General features: G+C 61.9%; 1 protein-coding gene and 2 pseudogenes. All 3 read left to right on the top strand.

Annotation, left to right across the window (positions count from 1 at the left end; genetic code table 11):
• The first annotated feature begins 5 nt into the window (after positions 1-5).
• Positions 6-1,331 carry an IS701 family transposase gene (locus J6525_RS46210; protein WP_225649583.1) on the top strand — a complete coding sequence of 442 codons (1,326 nt, stop codon included), beginning with the start codon at positions 6-8 and terminating at the stop codon, positions 1,329-1,331.
• A gap of 122 nt (positions 1,332-1,453) precedes the next feature.
• A pseudogene (locus J6525_RS46205) lies at positions 1,454-1,970 on the top strand (transposase); the annotation flags it as partial.
• A 120-nt stretch (positions 1,971-2,090) separates the two neighbouring features.
• Positions 2,091-2,293: pseudogene (locus tag J6525_RS46200) on the top strand (ISL3-like element ISAzs13 family transposase); the annotation flags it as partial.

Genomic DNA, 2,293 nt, shown 5'->3' with positions numbered 1-2,293 from the left:
GTGTCATCGGTGATGCTGATCGGAAGGCGCCGCTGCGCGACTATTGCGTCGGCCTGATGGCCTGTGGCGGTCGCAAGAGCGTGGAGCCGATGGCGGCGGTGACGGCTCCGGAGCGGACGGCGGCCCAGCATCAATCGCTGCTGCATTTCGTCGGCAGCGGCGCCTGGTCGGATGAGAAGGTGCTGGGCAAGGTACGCGCCATGGTCCTGCCGGCGATTGAACGCCGGGGCCCAATCGAAGCCTGGATCATCGACGACACCGGATTTCCCAAGCAGGGGCGACATTCGGTTGGAGTTGCGCGGCAATATTGCGGGCAGCTCGGCAAGCAGGATAATTGTCAGGTGGCGGTGTCACTGTCGATTGCCAATCACCACGCCAGCCTGCCTGTCGCCTACCGCCTTTATCTTCCGAAGGAATGGACTGAGGACCGCGATCGACGGCGCAAGGTGGGCATTCCTGCCGAAGTCTGCTTCCAGACCAAGCCGGAGATCGCGCTGGAGCAGTTGCGGTGGGCCTGTGCGAGCGGCAGCCTTCCGCGCGGTGTCGTGCTGATGGACGCGGGCTATGGCAACAACAGCGACCTGCGCACGGAGATCACGGCGCTGGGATTGACCTATGTGGCGGGTCTTCTGTCGAGCACGACGGTATGGGCGCCCGGTCCCTTGCCGCCGAAGCCATGGTCGGGCCGCGGCCGTCCACCGAAACTGATGCGCCGCAGCCGTCAGCATCAGCCGACCACCGTCAAGGCGCTCGCGATCGGCCTGCCGGCCCAAGCTTGGCGCACCATCACGTGGCGGCAAGGAATGAACGAAAAGCTGACCTCGCGCTTTGCCCGCGTGCGGGTCCGTGCCGCGCATCGTGATTATTGGCAAACCACCCGGCGAGCGCAGGAATGGTTGCTGATCGAATGGCCGAAAGGCGAGGACCAGCCTACCAAATACTGGCTCTCGACATTGCCGGAAGAAGTGGCATTCCGGACGCTCGTTGAGACGGCTAAATTGCGCTGGCGCATCGAGCGCGACTATCAGGACCTCAAGCAAGAGGTCGGGCTCGGCCACTTCGAGGGACGCGGCTGGCGCGGCTTTCATCATCACGCAACGATGTGCATTGCGGCCTACGGATTCCTGATCTCCGAGCAGGAGACGATTCCCCCCTCAGGCGGGCGGCGCGCCCGGCCGATCCCGCTCGCTCGCGTTCCCGCAGATTACAGACCCCGCGGATCCGCCGCTGCGGACCCAACGTCACATTCCAAACTCGATCGCGACGATGCGACGGCGGCTCGAGCATGGGCTCGTCCGAACGCTGTCGAGATGTCCTTGTTGTGCGATTAAGTTCGACCACTACATAGATCGTCATTTGTGACGCAGTAAGATTAGCAGGCTGTTGAAGAAGTTGGTGGCGGAGCGTTTCGGATCGTGATTCTCTAGGATCGGATTTTTATCTTGGGGGCGCGATGCGGGGGAGTGACGAACGGTCCGGCTCGCTGTTCAGTTATGTGGACCTGGAGGCTCGGGTTCGCGTGGACCACCCGTTACGGGTGATCCGGGACTTGGCGAATGCGGCGCTGAGCGATCTTTTTGGGGAGTTCGGCAAGCTCTATACGGACTTCGGTCGCACCGGAGAAGCTGCTTCGGGCGATGCTCCTGCAAGCGTTCTATGGGGTTCGCTCGGGACGGCATTTGATGGAACGGATGGAGTTCGATCTTCTGTTCCGCTGGTTCGTCGGGCTTGGGGTGGATGATGCGGCTTGGGACCATTCAACCTTCTCGAAGAACCGCGACCGGCTGCTTGAGGGCGAGATTGCGGCCAAGTTCCTGAACGCGCTTTTGGCGCAGCCGAAGGTCAAGCGTCTGCTATCGAGCGATCACTTCTCGGTGGATGGCACGCTGATTGAAGCCTGGGCTTCGACCAAGAGCTTCCGGAGGAAGGATGGCAGCGACAAAGATCAGGACGGTGCGCGGCGGCGATCAGGCAATACGCGCTCTCATCCTGATTGGGTTCTTCCGCATATTTGGTGCAGAGCGCTGGATTCACGAGCCGCATGAATGCGGGCATAAGGTCGGAATCGCAATCGACGCCCGTGATTCGCCTTGCACCACGCCTTCCGCTCGCTGGTTTCCCCCGAGCTTTCGATTTTCCAGGTTCTTCCCCAAGCGGACAAGGTCGTGCTTGTTGCTCGTCCGAAGTCGACGGTCTCGCTCTGTCCCTGTTGCGACTTCCAGACAGGTCGCGTCCATAGCCATTACGTGCGCCGCTTGAGCGATCTGCCGTGGCAGGGGCGGGTCGTCGAGAT

The organism is Bradyrhizobium australafricanum (assembly GCF_020329495.1).
In the GTDB taxonomy this organism is placed as follows: domain Bacteria; phylum Pseudomonadota; class Alphaproteobacteria; order Rhizobiales; family Xanthobacteraceae; genus Bradyrhizobium; species Bradyrhizobium australafricanum.
The sequence above is the reverse complement of the archived record's forward strand: the minus strand, read 5'-3'. Positions and strand labels throughout refer to the sequence as shown.